The 16923-nt window shown below is 73.2% G+C and carries 17 protein-coding genes; 12 read left to right on the plus strand and 5 right to left on the minus strand.

The window, feature by feature from the left end; all coding sequences use genetic code 11:
• Window positions 1–76: 76 nt before the first annotated feature.
• The 3 genes from QE401_RS15565 to QE401_RS15575 all read right to left on the minus strand — a co-directional run bounded on the left by QE401_RS15565 (window position 77) and on the right by QE401_RS15575 (window position 2153).
• Window positions 77–877, minus strand: coding sequence for a GNAT family N-acetyltransferase (locus tag QE401_RS15565; protein WP_307139077.1), 801 nt, complete (start codon window positions 875–877; stop codon window positions 77–79).
• Complete coding sequence (locus tag QE401_RS15570) at window positions 874–1389, minus strand: Fur family transcriptional regulator (protein ID WP_307139078.1); 516 nt, start codon at window positions 1387–1389, stop codon at window positions 874–876. Before QE401_RS15570 ends, QE401_RS15565 begins: the two co-directional genes overlap by 4 nt.
• Before the next feature lie 320 nt (window positions 1390–1709).
• A complete protein-coding gene (locus QE401_RS15575; protein ID WP_307139079.1) occupies window positions 1710–2153 on the minus strand; it encodes a Ros/MucR family transcriptional regulator in 444 nt (147 codons plus the stop codon).
• A gap of 126 nt (window positions 2154–2279) precedes the next feature.
• Between QE401_RS15575 and QE401_RS15580 the strand changes: the two genes are divergently transcribed.
• A complete protein-coding gene (locus QE401_RS15580; RefSeq protein WP_307139080.1) occupies window positions 2280–2543 on the plus strand; it encodes a sulfurtransferase TusA family protein in 264 nt (87 codons plus the stop codon).
• Here the strand turns inward: QE401_RS15580 and rimI are convergent.
• Window positions 2518–2973, minus strand: a complete 456-nt coding sequence (gene rimI, locus QE401_RS15585) for a ribosomal protein S18-alanine N-acetyltransferase (RefSeq protein WP_307139081.1) — start codon at window positions 2971–2973, stop codon at window positions 2518–2520. The two genes, QE401_RS15580 and rimI, sit on opposite strands and share 26 nt — an antisense overlap.
• Before the next feature lie 8 nt (window positions 2974–2981).
• A complete protein-coding gene (gene tsaB / locus QE401_RS15590) occupies window positions 2982–3656 on the minus strand; it encodes a tRNA (adenosine(37)-N6)-threonylcarbamoyltransferase complex dimerization subunit type 1 TsaB (RefSeq protein ID WP_307139082.1) in 675 nt (224 codons plus the stop codon).
• A 62-nt stretch (window positions 3657–3718) separates the two neighbouring features.
• Between tsaB and ddpX the strand changes: the two genes are divergently transcribed.
• The 11 genes from ddpX to QE401_RS15645 all read left to right on the plus strand — a co-directional run bounded on the left by ddpX (window position 3719) and on the right by QE401_RS15645 (window position 16922).
• The gene (gene ddpX / locus QE401_RS15595; RefSeq protein ID WP_307139083.1) at window positions 3719–4267 is read left to right on the plus strand and encodes a D-alanyl-D-alanine dipeptidase; all 549 of its coding nucleotides are present in this window, start codon (window positions 3719–3721) and stop codon (window positions 4265–4267) included.
• A 213-nt stretch (window positions 4268–4480) separates the two neighbouring features.
• The gene (locus tag QE401_RS15600) at window positions 4481–5098 is read left to right on the plus strand and encodes a LolA family protein (RefSeq protein WP_307139084.1); all 618 of its coding nucleotides are present in this window, start codon (window positions 4481–4483) and stop codon (window positions 5096–5098) included.
• Window positions 5099–5199: 101 nt separating this feature from the next.
• Window positions 5200–6006, plus strand: coding sequence for a gamma-glutamyl-gamma-aminobutyrate hydrolase family protein (locus QE401_RS15605; RefSeq protein ID WP_307139085.1), 807 nt, complete (start codon window positions 5200–5202; stop codon window positions 6004–6006).
• A gap of 375 nt (window positions 6007–6381) precedes the next feature.
• The gene (locus tag QE401_RS15610; RefSeq protein ID WP_307139086.1) at window positions 6382–7188 is read left to right on the plus strand and encodes an exodeoxyribonuclease III; all 807 of its coding nucleotides are present in this window, start codon (window positions 6382–6384) and stop codon (window positions 7186–7188) included.
• A 160-nt stretch (window positions 7189–7348) separates the two neighbouring features.
• Window positions 7349–8365, plus strand: coding sequence for a UDP-glucose 4-epimerase GalE (galE, locus tag QE401_RS15615; RefSeq protein WP_307139087.1), 1017 nt, complete (start codon window positions 7349–7351; stop codon window positions 8363–8365).
• Between the two features lie 463 nt (window positions 8366–8828).
• Window positions 8829–10412 (plus strand): phytoene desaturase family protein, encoded by a 1584-nt coding sequence (crtI, locus tag QE401_RS15620; protein WP_307139088.1) that lies wholly within the window; start codon window positions 8829–8831, stop codon window positions 10410–10412.
• Window positions 10409–11995: a phytoene desaturase family protein gene (locus QE401_RS15625; protein ID WP_307139089.1), complete on the plus strand. Its 1587-nt coding sequence runs from the start codon at window positions 10409–10411 to the stop codon at window positions 11993–11995. Before crtI ends, QE401_RS15625 begins: the two co-directional genes overlap by 4 nt.
• On the plus strand, window positions 11992–12849 hold the full coding sequence (locus QE401_RS15630; RefSeq protein ID WP_307139090.1) for a lysophospholipid acyltransferase family protein: 858 nt from the start codon (window positions 11992–11994) through the stop codon (window positions 12847–12849). The genes QE401_RS15625 and QE401_RS15630 overlap by 4 nt, the downstream gene beginning before the upstream one ends.
• Before the next feature lie 34 nt (window positions 12850–12883).
• Window positions 12884–14014, plus strand: coding sequence for a glycosyltransferase family 2 protein (locus QE401_RS15635; protein ID WP_307139091.1), 1131 nt, complete (start codon window positions 12884–12886; stop codon window positions 14012–14014).
• A complete protein-coding gene (locus QE401_RS15640; RefSeq protein ID WP_307139092.1) occupies window positions 14011–15693 on the plus strand; it encodes a squalene/phytoene synthase family protein in 1683 nt (560 codons plus the stop codon). Before QE401_RS15635 ends, QE401_RS15640 begins: the two co-directional genes overlap by 4 nt.
• A complete protein-coding gene (locus tag QE401_RS15645; protein WP_307139093.1) occupies window positions 15690–16922 on the plus strand; it encodes a hydroxysqualene dehydroxylase in 1233 nt (410 codons plus the stop codon). The genes QE401_RS15640 and QE401_RS15645 overlap by 4 nt, the downstream gene beginning before the upstream one ends.
• The last annotated feature ends 1 nt before the right edge of the window (window position 16923 follow it).

Below are 16923 nucleotides of genomic sequence, written 5' to 3' on the forward strand. Positions count from 1 at the left end.
CATGACATTGTGCTGTGCGCAACGAAAGCCCGGCCCCCGCGGCGCGGCCAGGGCCGGGCTGCGGCGCTACGCGCGGCTACTCCTTGGCGCCGCGGTGCCGCTCATAGTGGCGGGAGTATTTCTGCGTCACCAGGTCGGTCTTCACCACGATGCAGACATCGGTGGTGTTGAACTGGGTGTCGATCACCGCGCCGTCGCCGACGAAGCCGCCCAGCCGCAGATAGCCCTTCACCAGCGGCGCCAGCTCGGCCAGCGCCTGGCGCGGGTCGACCGCGTCCGGGGCCAGCCGGTCCATCGGCACGAAGCGCTCCGGCAGGGCGCGCGGGCGCAGCGGCTCGGGCGCCAGGTGGTTGGCGTGCAGATAGCTCAGCTGCTGCGCCAGCTGGTCCAGATCGGTGCCGTGCAGGCTGGCGCAGCCGAACATCAGGTCGATGCCATGCACCGAGACGTAAGCCGCGATGCCCGACCACAGCAGCTGCATGGCGGCGCGGTTGCGGTATTCCACATCGACGCAGGAGCGGCCGAGCTCCAGCAGATTGCCGCCATTTTGGATCAGCGGCGCCAGGTCGTATTCCGAGGCGGAGTAGAAGCCGCCCACCCGCGCCGCCGCCTGGCTGCGGATCAGCCGGTAGGTGCCCACGACATTCTCGACGCCCTCGCCCAGATTGTGGTCGAGCACCAGGAGATGGTCGGCGACCTCGTCGAAATGGTCGCGGTCGCGCCGGCTGGAGGCCGTCTCGGCATCCGGATGCGCGCCCATCTCATCATAGAAGACGCGGTAGCGCAGCGCCTGGGCGGCGTCGATCTCGGCCGCGCTGGTGGCGATCCGGACGCCGAGCGGGCCGCTGCGCAGCTCGCCGAAGCCGGCCTCGCTCATGCCGTCTCACCGCCACGGCGGCGCGGGGCGCGCTTGCCGGCGCTGCCCGTGCCCTCGGGGGCGGCGCGGCGGCCGAACAGCTCCAGCCGGTGGCCGACCAGCTGGAAGCCCAGCCGCGCGGCGATCGCCTTGGCCAGGGCCTCGTGCTGCTCGTCGGAGAACTCGATCACCTTGCCGGATTCCACATCGATCAGGTGGTAGTGGTGGCCATGGTCGGTGGCCTCGTAGCGGGCGCGGCCACCGCCGAAATCATGCCGCTCGAGGATGCCCTTCTCCTCCAGCAGCCGCACCGTGCGGTAGACGGTGGCGATGGAGACGCGGGAATCGAGCGCGAGCGCGCGCCGATACAGCTCCTCCACATCCGGGTGGTCCACCGCCTCGGACAGCACGCGCGCGATCAGCCGGCGCTGCCCGGTCATCTTCAGCCCGCGCTCGACGCAGAGCCGCTCGATCCGCAGCGGATCGGGCTTGTCGTCTTCGGCGGGGCGGGGCGTGTCGGTGCGCGTGTCCATGGGGTGGTCGGTTGCTCTCCTGGGCCGGCCCGGACGGAGCTGGCGGAGTGATGGCAGGCGGGCGCCCGGCCGCCCCGCCGGGCAGGGCGGGAAGGGCCGGGAGGGGTCCCTGGCGCCTTTATGACATGGCCGGGCGCGCGGCCCAATGCCCTGCCCCAATGCCCGCCAGGGTGCCGCCCGCCGGAAGGCCGGGCGGCGGTGCGGCCCGCCCATGCCACCAACCGGGCGGCAAGGCAAGGCACCGCCGGAGCGGGCGAATCGGCGCGGCGGCGGCCGCGCCCTTGCATCCGCGGGGCGTGCCCGCGGAGGCGGCCCCGGCCTCAGGCCTCGGCGTTGCGCCGCGGGCGGCCGCCGCGCGGCTTGGTGCCGAGCCCGATCCGCTTGGCCAGGGAGGAGCGGTGCTTGGCGTAGTTCGGCGCCACCATCGGGTAGTCGGCCGGCAGGCCCCAGCGCTCGCGATACTGCTCGGGCGTCATGTCATAAGCGGTCTTGAGGTGGCGCTTCAGCATTTTCAGCTTCTTGCCGTCCTCGAGGCACACCAGATACTCGTCGGTGACCGACTTCTTCACCGGCACGGCCGGCTGCGGCCGCTCCGCCGGCACCGAGGCCGCCACCGGTGCGCTGCCGAGGCCCGAGAGGGTGCGGTGCACCTGCTCGATCAGGGAGGGCACATCGGTCAGCGGAACCGAATTGTTCGAGACATGCGCGGCGACAATCTGCGCCGTCAGCCCCAGTAGTTCACGCCCGCCTTGTTCTTCGGACATCCCTGAACCTCATGCATAGCGCCCGGTCGAATCAGCACGCCTGTGCTGCCGTGACTTGCGCGACCATATCGGCTGACCACACTCTCCCGCAACGGCAAAACAGGCCGCAATCGCGAAAGACCGATCATGTCCAACAATACAGGCCGTCAAGAAAATCTCTACGACCGCGCGATCGATATCACCGCCGAGACTTGCCCCATGACCTTCGTCCGCACCCGCCTCGCGCTGGACCGCATGGCGCCGGGGGAGATTCTGCTGGTGCAGCTGCGGGGCGAGGAGCCGCGCACCAATATCCCGCGCACCGCCGCCGAGCAGGGCCACATCGTGCTGAGCCAGGAGGATCTGCCCGACGGCACCACCCACCTCAGGCTGCGCAAAGCCCCCGGCTGAGCACCAGCGCGTCGCTGCCATCCGGGTAGTAGCGCCGCCGCCGCCCGGCCTCGGCGAAGCCCGCGGCGGCGTAGAGCGCCTGCGCCCCGGCATTCGCCACCGAGACCTCCAGGAACAGGCGCTCCGCTCCCTGCGCCAGGGCGGCCGCCATCGCCGTCTCCAGCAGGGCGAGGCCGAACCCCTGGCGCCGCGCCGCCGGATGCACCGCCAGCGTCAGCACCTCCGCCTCATCGGCCGCCACCCGGATCAGGATGAAGCCGGAAGGCGGCGCATCCTCCGCCGCCGCCACCAGCAGGCCGCAGGCGCCCGGCATCTCCAGCATCAGCCGCAGCGCCTCCTCCCCCCAGCGATCGGCGGGCGGGAAGGCGGCCGCGTGCAGCGCCGCCATTGCGGGAAGATCGGCGAGCCCCGCGCCGCGCAGCGCCGCCACCGGCGGCCTCAGCCCGGCGCCGCGCCGCCCGGCAGGCGCACCGCCGGCGGCTCGACATAGAGCGGCAGCGCCGCGCGCGGCGGCAATTCACCCGCCAGGCGCCGCGCGGCAACGGCCGCCACATGGCCGGCCTCCGGCAGCAGCGCCCCGGTCAGCAGCACATCGCCGCGGCCTTGCAGCGCCTCGGCCGCCAGCGCCGCCGCATCGCCCACCAGCGCCACCGGGCCCGAAGGCCGCGGCAGATCCTCCAGCGCATAGGGCGCCGGCGGCGCCAGCGCCGCCCATGCGCCGGGCGCGATGCGCTCCAGCAGCACCCGCCCGCGCTTGGTGTCGGTGACCGACCAGACCTCCCGCGCCGCGCGCACCTCCTCCGGCAGCCCGGCGGCCAGCGCCTCGCCGGTGGAGACGCCGATCGCGGGGCAGCCCGCCGCCAGCGCCAGCCCCTGCGCCAGCGCCAGCGCCGCGCGCAGCCCGGTGAAGCCGCCCGGCCCCACCACCGCCGCCACCGCATCCAGCTCCGTCGCGCGCAGCCCGGCCTCGGCCAGCACCCGCGCCACCATCGGCGGCAGCGCCACCGCCTGGCCGCGCGCACCCTCCGCCAGGGCGGAGGCCGCCACGCGCCCCTCCACCCACACCGCCGCCGAGGCCCGCGCCAGCGCGCCGTCCAATGCCAGGATCCGCATGCGCGGCTCATAGGCCAGAACGGCCGGCGACGGAACCGCGCCGCGATGGCAGGATGCGGCCCATGCTGCTGCCCGTGACCGACGCCGATGGCGTCCTGCTCGACCTCCGCTACGCCACCGCCGACAATCTGACGGGGCGACCGATCTACACCCGCCCCGTCGCCCTGCTGCTGCCCGAGGCGCGGCAGCGCCTGTTCGCCGCGCGCGACGCGGCGGCACGGCTCGGCCTGCGGCTGAAGCTCTTCGACGCCTTCCGGCCGATGGAGGCGCAATGGGCGCTCTGGCACGCCGTCATCGACAAGCGCTTCGTCGCCGATCCGCGCGCCGGCGGCGTGCATCCGCGCGGCGCAGCGGTGGACCTCACCCTCTGCGACGCGGCGACCGGCGCCGAACTGCCCATGGGCACCGGATTCGACGCCACCGAGGAGGAAAGCGCCCATGGCCACCCCGGCGTGCCCATCGAGGACCAGCGCAACCGCGCACTCCTGCTCGGGCTGATGACGGCCGCGGGCTGGGATCACTACCGGCTGGAATGGTGGCACTACCAGCTGCCGGATGCGCGGCGCTTCCCCTCGCTCAACGCCTCGGCGGTCAAGGGCGGGCCGATGTGACACCGGGGGAAGCCGGGGGAAGTCAGGGGAAGAATGAATTCTTCCCCCGGACCCCCATCATCTTTTTTCTGTCAGGCTGCCGCTGTCTCCCGGCCAGGCGGGGCGCTGGAAGCGGGGGCGGGCGCGCATTACATCCGCAGCAGGCAACCCGGGGCGCGGCCTTGCGCTGAGACGCAAAGGGCCCCGCCCCACCACGCCAGCCGAAAGATCGATATGAAGCGTCGCACCCTCATCGCCACCGGCCTGGCCCTGCTGCCGCTGCCCGCCCTGGCCCAGACCCCGGTCCCGAACCAGCAGGCGCTGCTGGCCCGCGCCGAGGCCTATCTGAACAGCATCACCACCCTGCGCGCGCGCTTCCTGCAGATCGCCCAGAATGGCGGCTCGGCCGAAGGCACCGCCTTCATCGCCCGCCCCGGCCGCATGCGCTTCGACTACGACCCGCCCGAGCCCCTGCTGCTGGTCGCCTCCGACGGGCAGTTCCTCTACTACGACCGCGAGCTGCGCCAGCCCAGCATCGTCCCCGTCTCCTCCACGCCGCTGGCCTTCCTGCTGCGCCCGCGCATCAGCTTCGGCGGCGATATCGAGGTGCGCGGCGTGCAGCGCCAGGGCGGCTTCCTGCAGGTCACCGTCCGCCGCCGCGACGCCCCCTCCGAAGGCAGCCTGACCCTGATCTTCGCCGAGGAACCCATGGAGCTGCGCCAATGGGTGGTGGTCGACGGCCAGGGCCGCCAGACCCGCGTCACCCTCAACGCGGTGGAAACCGGCATGAACCTGCCCCGCCGCCTCTTCACCTTCAACGACCCGAGCTTCTTCGAGAACGAGGGGCGCTAGCCGATACGGCCGCCCTGCCCCCCGCTGCGGGCAGGGCTGCCGCCACGGACATGCGGGAATAATGCCTTGATTGCGCCGCCTCGCGGCGCGACGTTTCGCCCATGCGTCCCCTGATCGGCATCCCCTGCTGCATGAAGGCCTTCGGCGCCTTCGCCATGCCCAACCACGCGGTCTCCGACCACTATATCAAGGTCGTGCTCGGCCCGATCGGCGGCGTGCCGCTGCTGATCCCGGCCGCCGGCGAGGATGTGGTGCAGGAGATCCTGCCGCGGCTGGACGGGCTGATGCTGACCGGCAGCCGCTCCAACGTGCAGCCCGGCCTCTATGCCGGCCCGCCGCATCTGGAAGGCACGCCGGAGGATCCGGCGCGCGATTCCACCACCCTGCCGCTGATCCGCGCCGCGCTGGCCGCCGGCCTGCCCCTCTTCGCCATCTGCCGCGGCTTCCAGGAGCTGAACGTGGCGCTCGGCGGCACGCTGGACCAGCGGGTGCAGGACCTGCCCGGGCGGCTGGACCATTCCACCCCCTCCGACCAGCCGCTGCCGCGCATCCGCACCGGCAAGGCGCATGCGGTGCGGGTGCTGCCGGATGCCGAGCTGGCGCGCTGCTGGCAGGGGCTCGACTGGTCGCCGGACGCCGTGCCGGTGAACTCGCTGCACAACCAGGCCGTCTGCCGCGCCGCGCCGCGCCTGGTGCCGGAAGCCTGGGCGCCGGACGGCACGGTGGAGGCCGCCCATGTGCGCGACTCGGCCGGCTTCGCCCTCGGGGTGCAATGGCATCCGGAGTATGACTGGGCCGAGGATGTCCGCTCCCGCCGCCTCTTCGAGGCCTTCGGCAACGCCGCGCGGCGCTTTTCCGCCGCCCGGGCCGCCCAGGACGCGGCCACGCCCCAGCTTGCGGCCGAATAGCAACACCTGGAGCCAATCTGTTACGTTCAAACGTTTTTGAGTTGTGGGCGAAAATGCTTATATTTCCGCACGGAGATGCCATCTTGAGCCGTGGATGAACCGGCTCCCCTCCGGCTCACCCGACCATTCCCCTAGGAATGATACCCCCCCATGGCGCCCGGTCTCCCCCAGACCGGGCGCCGCCTTTTTGGCCGCCCCGCATCCCGGCGAGCCCTGCATCCGGCGCAGGCCCCTGCCTCCGGCGCGGGGCCGGGCCGCCGCGCGGGCCGGCCGGCGCGGCCCCTGTCGATTTCGCTTGCCGGCCGCCGCGCCGGCCTGGCCGCCTTGCGCCGGATCCGTGCTTCCCTCGGCGCGGCTCCCGCTTTAGGTAGCGCCATGCCGAATCTTCGCCTGCTGACCTGGAACATCAATTCCGTCCGCCTGCGCATGCCGCTGCTGCAGCGGCTGGTGCAGGAGCTGGAGCCGGATGTGGTCTGCCTGCAGGAGACCAAATGCCCGGACGAGCTGTTCCCGCACGAACCGCTGGCGGCGCTGGGCTACGCCCATCGCGCGGTGCGCGGCATGAAGGGCTATAACGGCACCGCCATCCTCTCCCGCATCCCCTTCGCGCTGCGCCATGACGATCCCGACTGGTGCGCCAAGGGGGATTGCCGGCATGTCGGCGTCGATCTCGACCTGCCGGGCGGGCTGGAGCTGCATGATTTCTACGTCCCCGCCGGCGGCGACATCCCCGACCGCGAGGCCAATCCGAAATTCGCCCACAAGCTGGATTTCGTCGCCGAGGCGACCGCCTGGAACGCCGCCCGCGGCCCGGCGAAGCGCGCCGTGATGGTGGGCGACCTCAACATCGCCCCGCTCGAATGCGATGTCTGGAGCCACAGGCAGCTGCTCGACGTCGTCTCCCACACCCCGGTGGAGGTGGCGGCGCTGACCGAATGGCAGCGGGCCGGCGCCTGGCACGACGCCATCCGCCATTTCGTGCCGCCGCCGGAGAAGGTCTACACTTGGTGGTCCTACCGCGCGCGGGACTGGGAGGCGTCCGACCGCGGCCGCCGGCTGGACCATGTCTGGGTCAGCCAGGACCTGGCCGGGGCGCTGCGCCGACACCACATCCACAAGGCCGCACGCAGCTGGACACAGGCCAGCGACCATGTTCCCGTGCAGGTCGAACTGGCCCTCTAGTCTCACGCCGGTTTGACAACGGCGCCGCTGGCGCTTGCCGCGCAAGCCGCGGAAATCCCCGCCGCGGCGCGTAGGATGCGGCCCAGGCCTGCGGCGATTTCCGCATGCGCTGCGGCGCAGCATGCGCGATGATGCATTTCTCCAGCCAAGGGATCCCGTGATGGCACGCTTCCTGGTCACCGGCGGGGCCGGCTATGTCGGCAGCCATGTCGTGCTTGCCCTGGTCGAGCGTGGCGACGAGGTCGTGGTGCTCGACGATTTGCGCCAGGGCCACCGCGCCGCCGTGCCCGAGGGGGTGGAGCTGGTGGTGGCCGATCTGGCCGACCGCGCCCGGGTGGCGGAGGTCTTCGCCGGCTGGAAATTCGACGGGGTGCTGCATTTCGCCGCCCTCTCCCTGGTGGGGGAGAGCATGCGCGACCCGCTGCGCTACCTGTCCGAGAACCTGACCAACACGCTGAACGTGGCGGATGCCGCCATCAAGGCCGGCTGCCTGCGCTTCGTGCTGTCCTCGACCGCCGCGCTGTTCGGCTTCCCCGACCGCGTGCCGATCGATGAGAGCGCGACGCTGCTACCCGCCTCCGCCTATGGCGAGTCGAAGCTGATGGCCGAGCGCGGGCTGGAATGGGCGGGCCGCGTGCACGGGCTGCGCTCCGCCGCGCTGCGCTATTTCAACGCCGCCGGCGCCGACGCTCAGGGCCGCCTGGGCGAGGACCACGACCCCGAGACGCATCTGATCCCGCTGGCGATCAACGCCGCGCTCGGCCTGGGGCCGGAGCTGACCGTCTTCGGCACCGACTACCCCACCAAGGACGGCACCTGCGTGCGCGACTATGTGCATGTGACCGACCTGGCGGATGCGCATCTGCGGGTGATGGACCGGCTCTGCGCCGGCGCGCCCAGCGCCCGCTACAATGTCGGCAATGGCAGCGGCTATTCGGTGCGCGAGGTGATCGACACGGTCGAGCGCGTCACCGGCCTGAAGGTGCCGCACCGCATCGGCCCGCGCCGCCCGGGCGACCCGGCGGTGCTGGTCGCCTCCAACACCAAGCTGCGCGCCGAGACCGGCTGGGCCCCCCGGCATTCCGAGCTGGAGGAGATCGTGCGCACCGCCCATGCCTGGCGCGCCGCCCATCCGCAGGGCTATGGCGACCGCCTCCCCCCCGCCCGCGCCGCCTAGTTTTCAGCTGCCGGTTTTCTTCCAGCTGCCGGTCAGGGCCGGGACGGGAGGGGCTGCACTGCGCCGGGGGCACTTCGGCCCAGGGGTGCGGGGTGGATCGCCGGGTCGCGCTGTGACCTGTCCGGGTGACACCGCCTGACCACCAGCGCCCTCTCGGCCCGCCAAACAGGCCGAACGCCCCCTGCAACGTCCCCCTTCCCCACAAGACGGCGGCAGCCCGGAAAAAAAGCGTCCCACTTCCCCACAGGTCGGCGGCAGCCCGAAAAAAAAGCGTCCCCCTTCCCCACAGGTCGGCGGCAGCCCGAAAAAAAAGCGTCCCCCTTCCCCACAGGTCGGCGGCAGCCCGAAAAAAAGCGTCCCGCTTCCCCACAGGACGGCGGCAGCCAGAAAAAAAGGACTTGGCAAGGGCGGGGGTGAGAGCACCTGTCATGCGTTGCCATAACATTGGGAATTCGGGCCTCGCATGAATCGACCTCTGTCGGCCCCGGCCATCCGGGCACAGCGCGCGCAGGTCGCGGTGATCGGGGCCGGACCTGGGGGCCTGGCCGCGGCCATGCTGCTGGCCGCGCGCGGGGCGCGGGTGACGCTGCTGGAGAAGGACAGTGTCGTCGGCGGCCGCAGCCGCACGCTGACCACGCCGCAGGGCTATCGCTTCGATCTCGGCCCGACTTTCTTCCTGTATCCGCGCATCCTGGAGGAGATTTTTGCGAGTTGCGGCGCCGAGCTGCGGCGCGAGGTGGAGATGGTGCGGCTGGATCCGCAGTATCGGCTGGTCTTCGGTGGCGGTGCCGGGCCGGTGCTGGATGCGACGCCGGATCTGGACCGCATGGCGGCCGAGATCGCCAAGCTGGATCCCGAGGATGCGCGGGCGCTGCGCCCCTTCATGGAGCAGAACCGCGCCAAGCTGGCCGCCTTCCGCCCGGTGCTGGAGCGCGGCTTCGGCTCGGCGGCCGATCTCTTCGCCCCGGACATGCTGAAGGCGCTGCCGCATCTGCGCCCGCATCTGTCGGTGGATGCCGAGCTGAAGCGGCATTTCCGTGACCCGCGCACGCGGCTGCTCTTCTCCTTCCAGACCAAATATCTGGGGATGAGCCCGTTCCGCTGCCCCAGCCTGTTCACCATCCTCTCCTTCCTCGAATACGAGCATGGCGTGTTCCACCCAATGGGCGGCTGCGGCGCGGTGGCGACCGCGATGGCGCGGGTGGCGGAGCGGCTGGGGGTGGAGATCCGGCTCGACACGCCGGTGGAGCGCATCGCCTTCGACGGCCGCCGCGCCACCGGGGTGGAGGCGGGCGGCCAGCGTTTCGCCGCCGATGCGGTGGTGATGAACGCCGATTTCGCTCATGCCGCGCCGCAGCTGATCCCGGATGCGCTGCGCCGCCGCTGGTCGGACAAGCGCATCGCCGGCGCGCGCTATTCCTGCTCGACCTTCATGCTCTATCTGGGCGTCGAGGGGCGTTTCCCCGAACTGGCCCACCACACCATCCTGCTGGCCGAGGATTACCAGCGGAACCTGCGGGAGATCGAGGCGGGGCTGGCGCCGGCCGAGCCCTCCTTCTACCTGCACAACCCGGTGGCGACCGACCCCTCCATGGCGCCGGAGGGGCATTCCAGCCTGTATCTGCTGGTGCCGGTGGGCAATCTGCGCGGCACCACCGATTGGCGGGCCAAGGCACCGGAATTCCGCGCCATGGCGCTGCGGCGGCTGGCGGCGCTGGGCCTGCCGGAGATCGAGAGCCGCATCCGCTATGAGCGCATGGTGACGCCGCTCGACTGGCGCGACGAATTCTCGGTGGGCTTCGGCGCCACCTTCAACCTGGCGCATGATCTGCGGCAGATGCTGAATTTCCGCCCCGGCAACCGCTTCGGCGACACGGAAGGCGTGTATCTGGTGGGCGGCGGCACGCATCCGGGCAGCGGCCTGCCGGTGATCTATGAAGGGGCGCGGATCAGCGCCGATCTGCTGGCACGGGATCTGGGGCTGGGCGGCATCTCGACCGCCCTGCCCATGCCGGGCGAGGCGTCCGGGAGGGAGATGGTGGCATGAGCGGCTCGCATGTGGTGGTGATCGGTGGCGGCCTGGGCGGGCTGTCGGCGGCCGCGGTGGCGGCGGCGCGCGGGCATCGCGTCACGCTGCTCGACAAGAATCCCTGGCTGGGCGGCAAGGCGGCGGTGCTGAACCTGCCCGCCGGCACAGCGGGCGCCAATAGCGGCTTCCGCTTCGACATGGGCCCGACCATCCTGACCATGCCGCGCGTGCTGCGCCGCATCTTCGCCGAGGCCGGGCGCGACCAGGCGCAGGATCTGCCGCTGATCCGCCTCGACCCGCAATGGCGCTGCTTCTTCGAGGATGGCACGGCGATCGACCTGATGCAGGACGTCGCCACCATGGCGGAGAGCATGGATCGCTTCGCCCCCGGCAATGGCGCCGGCTATCGCCGCTTCCAGGAGGTGGCGACCCACCTGCACGACGTCTCCGAAAAATTCTTCTTCTGGAAATCGGTCGAGGGCATCGGCGACACGCTGGATTTCAAGGCCAATTTCCGCCCCGACACGCTGCGCGACGTGATGGCGCTGCGCATGGGGCAGAGTGTCGCCAAGGTGATCCGCGGCCATGTGCCGGATGCGCGGCTGGCGCAGATGCTGGACCATTACTGCCAGTATGTCGGCTCCTCCCCCTATCTGGCGCCGGCGGTGCTCTGCGGCATTGGCGACATGCAGGCCAGCGAGGGCGTCTGGTACCCGAAGGGCGGCACCCGCGCGGTGGCGGAAGCCCTGGCGAAGCTCGCCGGCGATCTCGGCGCCGATCTGCGCACGGGCGTCGAGGTGGCGGGCATCGAGGTCGAGAACGGCACGGTGCGCGCGGTGAAGACCGCGGGCGGCGAGCGCATCGCCTGCGATGCCGTCATCTCCAACATGGATGCCATCCGCACCTATGGCGAGCTGGTGGGCGGCCGCGCCGCGGCGCAGTACAGCCGGAAGAAGTATGAGCCCGCCTGCTCGGGCGTCGTGCTCTATCTCGGGCTGAACAGGCGCTACGAGCATCTGGCGCATCACGACTTCATCTTCTCCCGCGATGCGGAGGAGGAGTTCGACGCCATCTACCGGAAGGGCATCCCCGCGCCGGACCCGACCGCCTATCTGGCCGCGCCCTCGGCCACCGACCCCACCGTCGCGCCGGAAGGCGGCGAGGCGCTCTATGTGCTGGTGCACACGCCGCATCTGCGCCCCGGCCAGGACTGGACGCGGATGCTGCCCGCCTACCGGCAGACCATCCTCGACAAGCTGAAGCGCACCGCGGGGATGGAGGATATCGAGCAGCGCATCGTGGTCGAGCAGGCGCTGACGCCGCAGGACATCCATGAGCGCTACAAGGTGCTGGACGGCGCCATCTATGGCCTGGCCAGCCACGGGGTGTGGACCGGGGCGTTCAAGCCCGGCAACCGCTCCCGCGCGGTGAAGGGGCTGTACCTGGCCGGCGGCGCGGCGCATCCCGGCCCCGGCATGCCGATGGTGATGATGTCCGGCTGGATCGCCGCCGATTCGCTGGACCAGGATCTCGGCGGCCGCGGCATGGGCGAGGCCGCCCGCCTGGCCGGCGCGCGCGGAGTGCCGCTGGCGGCGGAATGAGCGCGCCATCGCCAGCAGGGCCGGCATCCCAACGGCCGGCGCCGCCCAGGGGCGCGGCGCCGGACGCCGCGTCGGATCGGCCGGCCGCGCTCTACTCGGCGCGGCATCTGGCCTTCTTCGACTATATGTTCACCCGCTTCGCGCGGCGCCATATGCGGGCGCTGCGGGTGGCGGAATGGGGCCTGCCGCAGATCCCGCCAGGGCCGCTGGTGGTCTATGCCAACCACCCCTCCTGGTGGGACGGGGTGGCCTTCATGCTGCTCTCCCGCCGGCTGTTCCCGGGCCAGCGCATGTTCATCCCGATGGAGGCGGCGGCGCTCGCCCGCTACGGCTTCATGCGCCGCCTCGGCGTGTTCGGGGTGGAGCAGGACAGCGCGCGCGGCGCGGTCGCCTTCCTGCGCATCGCCAGCCGCACGCTGCAGAATGGCGACATGCTGTGGATGAACGCGCCCGGCCGCTTCTGCGACCCGCGCGAGCGCCCGGTGCCGATCGCCCCCGGCCTGACCCGGCTGGCCGAGCTGGCGCCGCAGGCCAGCTTCCTGCCCCTGGCGCTGGAATACCCCTTCTGGGGCGAGCGCAAGCCAGAGATGCTGGCGGGTTTCGGCCCGCCCTTGCCAGGCGCCGCGTTGCAGGCCATGCCTCGGGCAGAGCGGGAGGCGGCGCTGGCCGGCGCGCTGCAGGCGGCGATGGACCGCCTGGCGGCGGATGCCATGGCGCGCGACCCTTCCCGCTTCCGGGTGGTGCAGCAGGGGCGGGAGGGCATGGGCGGCTTCTATGATCTGTGGCGGCGGGCGCGCGCCGCCCTGGCCGGACGCCGCTTCGACCCCCGCCACGACCAGGAGAGCCGGCGGTGAGCCCCCCCTGCCCCACCCGCCGGCCGGCCCGCGCATGATCGCAGCCCTGCTGGCCCTGGCACTGGCGGCGCTGCCGCTGGGCATCGGCCTGCCCAATCTGCGCCGGCTGAAGCGCGCCGAGGGCACCCCGCCCCCGGCCACGCTGGTCTCCCTGCTGATCCCGGCGCGCAACGAGGCCGGGCAGATCGATGCCTGCCTGGAGGCCGCGCTGGCCAGCGAGGATGTCGCCATCGAGCTGCTGGTGATCGATGATGGCAGCACCGACGACACCGCCGCCCGGGTGCGCGCCTGGGCGGCGCGGGATGAGCGGGTGCGGCTGCTCTCCGCGCCCCCGCTGCCGCCGGGCTGGACCGGCAAGGTGCATGGCTGCGCCCTGCTGGCGGAGGCCGCGCGGGGCACGCATCTGCTGTTCCTCGACGCCGATGTGCGGCTGGAAAAGCACGCGGCCGCGGCGATGGCAGCCCATGCCGAGCTGCGCGAGCTGGCCCTCGTCAGCGCCGTGCCGCGCCAGCTCATCGGCAGTGTGGGCGAGGCGCTGACCGTGCCGATGATCAATTTCCTCATGCAGGGCTATCTGCCGCGCGGCGGCCGCGCGCCGCGCGACGCCTCGGCCGGCGATCCGTCGCTGGCCGCCGCCTGCGGCCAGCTGGTGCTGGTCGAGGCGCGCGCCTATCGCGCCGCCGGCGGCCATGCGGCCGCGCCCGCCATCCTGCATGACGGGCTGGCGCTGGCCCGCCGCCTGCGCGCCGCCGGCTGCCGCACCGAGATGGTGGACGGCACCAGCCTCGCCACCTGCCGCATGTATGGCAGCTTCGCCGAGGCCTGGGCCGGCTTCGCCAAGAATGCCCGCGAAGGCATGGCGACGCCGCGCGGCCTGCCGGTCTGGACGCTGCTGCTGGGCGGCGGCCACCTGCTGCCCTGGATCGCCCTGCTGGCCGGGCCGGGCTGGGCAAGGCTGCCGGCGCTGCTGGCGGTGCTGGCCTCGCTCGGCCTGCGCGCCGCCATCACCTGGCGGGTGCGCGAGCCCTGGTGGACCGTGCCGCTGCATCCGGCCGGCATCGCGGTGGCGCTGGCCATCCAGTGGCGGGCGCTGCTCGGCGCCTGGCTGGGCCGGCCGGCGCCGGCCTGGAAGGGCCGCGCCTATGGCAAGGCGGGGGTGGCATGAGCGGGGTGGAGCTGGAGCAGCGCCGCCCGGGCGCGGCGCCGCCCGCCGCCGGGCCGGCCCCGGTCGCCGCGACGCGCAGCCCGACCACCGAGAATTTCCCGGTGGCCTCCTGGCTGATCGCCCGGCCGCTGCGGCGGCGGATCCTTTCGTTCTACCATTTCGTCCGGCTGGCCGATGACATCGCCGACCATCCGGCGCTGCCGCCGGCCGCCCGGCTGGCGCGGCTGGAGGCGCTGGAGGCGGCGCTCGCCGACCCCGCCACCACCCTGCCCGAGGCGCGCGCGCTGCAGGAGGCCGGCGACGGGCTGGCCGAGGCGCGCACCATGCTCTCCGCCTTCCGCCAGGATGCCGAGCTGGCGCGGCTGCCGGACTGGGCCTCGCTCGAGGATTACTGCCGCCGCTCCGCCGTGCCGGTGGGACGGCTGCTGCTGCGCCTGCATGGCGAGGTGGATGCCGAGGCGCAGGCGAGCGCCGATGCGCTCTGCATCGCCTTGCAGATCCTCAACCACATCCAGGACATGGGCGAGGATCTGCGCCGGCTCGACCGGCTCTATCTGCCGCAGGACTGGCTGGCCGAGGCCGGTGGCGAGACGCGCTTCCTGGCCGACCCCGAGGCGCGCGCGCCGGTGCTGGAGACGGCGCTGGACCGGGTGGAGGCGCTGCTGGACCGCGCCGCCCTGCTGCCGCGCCGCGTGCTGTCGCGCCGCCTCGGGCTGGAGGCGGCGGTGACCTGGGCGCTGGCGCGGCGGCTGCTGGCGCGGCTGCGCGGCGCCGATCCGCTGGCCGGCCGCGTCGCGCTGACGCGCCGCGACTTCGCCGCGGCCCTGGCCGCCGCCCCGTCCCTGGCGCGGCCCGGCCCCGGCTTCCGCCGCGACGCGGCGCTGGTGCGGGCGCGGGTGCTGCGCGCCCGCTCCTCCTTCGCCCAGGGCATGGCGGCGACGCGCGGCCCGGCGCGGCGGGCGCTGTACGCCGTCTATGCCTTCTGCCGCGCGGTGGACGACATCGCCGACGGCACCATGCCGGAGGCCGACAAGCGCGCGGCGCTGGCCGAATGGCGCCGCAAGCTGGAGGTGCCGGACTGCCCGCTCTCGCGCGAGCTGGCCTGGGCGCGCGCCGAATTCACCCTGCCGCTGTCGGAATGCCGCGCCATGATCGACGGCATGGAGGCCGATGCCGGGCCATGCCGCCGCATCGCCGATGCCGCCGGGCTCGACCTCTATTGCCGGCAGGTGGCGGGCAGCGTCGGCGCGCTGGCGGTGCGCATCTTCGGCGCGGCGGAGGCCGAGCCCTTCGGCATCGCGCTCGGCCGCGCCTTCCAGCTGGTCAACGTGCTGCGCGACATCGATGAGGACGCGGCGCGCGACCGCATCTACCTGCCCGAGGACGCGCTGGCTTCGGCCGGCATCGGCGAGGGCTCGGCCCGCGCCCGCATCGCCGACCCGCGGCTGGAGGGCGTCGCCGCGGCGCTGGCCCGCCAGGCCGAGGCCGCCTTCGAGGAGGCGGCGCGCCTGCTGCCGGCGCAGCACCGCGTGGCGCTGCGGCCGGCGCGGCTGATGCTGCTGGGCTACCAGGCGCTGCTGCAGGGCATGATCCGCCGCGGCTTCGCCGCCCCGCGCCGGCGCCACCGGCTGGGCCGGGCCGAGAAGCTGCGCCTGCTGCTGCGCGGCTGGACGGCGTGAGCGCAGCCGCCCGGCCGGGCCTGCTGCATGTGATCGGCGCCGGCGCCGCCGGCCTCGCCGCCGCGCTGGAGGCATCGCGCCGCGGCGCCCGCGTGGTGCTGCATGAGGCAACCCCCCAGGCCGGCGGCCGCGCCCGCGCCCTGCCGGACGGCACCGACAACGGCACCCATGCGCTGCTGGGGGCCAACCCGGCCGCACTCGGCTTCCTGGCGGCGATCGGCGCCCGCGACCGCTGGGTGGAGCCGGAGCCGGCGGCGCTGCCGGTCTACGACCTGGCAACGCGGCAGCTGCGCCGCGTGGCGCTTTCCCCCGCCCTGTGGCGCGACCGCGCGCTGCGGCCGGAAGGTCTCTCCGCCCGGGGCATGCTGGCGCTGCTGGGCGCCGCCCTGCCGGGGCGGGGCGGCAGCGTCGCCGCCGCCTTCGCCCGCCATCCGGCCCTGCTGCGCGGCTTTGTCGAGCCGCTGACGCTGGCCGCGCTGAACACCGCGCCGCAGGAGGCCACGCTGCCGCGCCTGGCCGCCGTGCTGCGCCGCATGGCCCGGCCCGGCGCCTGCCGCCTTTTCGTGGCGCGGGACGGGCTGGGGCCCGACCTGGTGCAGCCGGCTCTGGCGGCGCTGGCGCGGCAGGGGGTGGAATACCGCCCGCGGCGCCGGCTGCGCGCCCTGGCCGAGCGCGACGGCCGCGCCACCACCCTGGTCTTCAGCGGCGAGGATGTGCCGCTCGGCGCGCGGGACCGCGTCATCCTGGCCCTGCCGCCCTGGGAGGCGGGGCGGCTGCTGCCGGGCCTGTCCGTGCCGCAGCGCCACGCGCCGATCCTGAATGTGCATTTCGCGCGGGAGAGCGTGCCGGGGCTGCGCTTCATCGGGCTGCTGGGCGGGCTGTCGCATTGGGTGCTGCTGCGGCCGGGCATGGCCTCGGTCACCATCAGCGCCGCCTTCGCCCTGCAGGAGGAGAGCCAGGAGCGCCTCGCGCCGCGCCTCTGGGCCGAGCTGCGCCAGGCGGCGCTGGCCGCCAACCTGCCCGGCCCCTGGCCGGAGGCGCCGCCGCCCTGCCGGCTGGTGCGTGAGCAGCGGGCGACGCCGCTGCATGATGCTGGCCTGCCGCCACCGCCGCCGCCGCGCCCGCTGGCCAATCTGGCGCTGGCCGGGGATTGGCTGGACCCTGCCCTGCCGGCGACGCTGGAGGCCGCGCTGCGCAGCGGGCTCCGCGCCGCCCGCGCCTTGGCCTGAG

This window comes from Pseudoroseomonas cervicalis (genome assembly GCF_030818485.1).
Lineage (GTDB): Bacteria > Pseudomonadota > Alphaproteobacteria > Acetobacterales > Acetobacteraceae > Pseudoroseomonas > Pseudoroseomonas cervicalis_A.